Origin of the sequence: Alloscardovia theropitheci, assembly GCF_004332295.1 — a bacterium.
GTDB lineage: Bacteria > Actinomycetota > Actinomycetes > Actinomycetales > Bifidobacteriaceae > Alloscardovia > Alloscardovia theropitheci.
Map to the genome: position 1 here is coordinate 1 of NZ_RXLP01000010.1, position 260 is coordinate 260.

General features: G+C 48.1%; 1 protein-coding gene. It reads right to left on the reverse strand.

What is annotated here, in order from left to right; genetic code table 11:
• Positions 1-217, reverse strand: a 217-nt coding sequence (locus tag EJ419_RS08375; RefSeq protein ID WP_205668806.1) for a hypothetical protein, incomplete at its 3' end; no start/stop codon positions are given.
• Between the last annotated feature and the right edge of the window lie 43 nt (positions 218-260).

Here is a 260-nt window from a genome sequence, read left to right on the forward strand (position 1 = left end):
GATCAATGAGGTAGACCACTTGGGATTGACTGAGCAGATGCTCGAGCATGTTTCGGATGTCTGACGGATCAATGAGGTAGACCACCACGTCTGAGTCGGGGGTGTTGGTATGAGCGTTTCGGATGTCTGACGGATCAATGAGGTAGACCACGCAATAATGAGGGTGATGGTCGCACTGTAGGTTTCGGATGTCTGACGGATCAATGAGGTAGACCATATTCAATTCCTATTGGTCCAGTTTGTTCTGATTGATATACTCC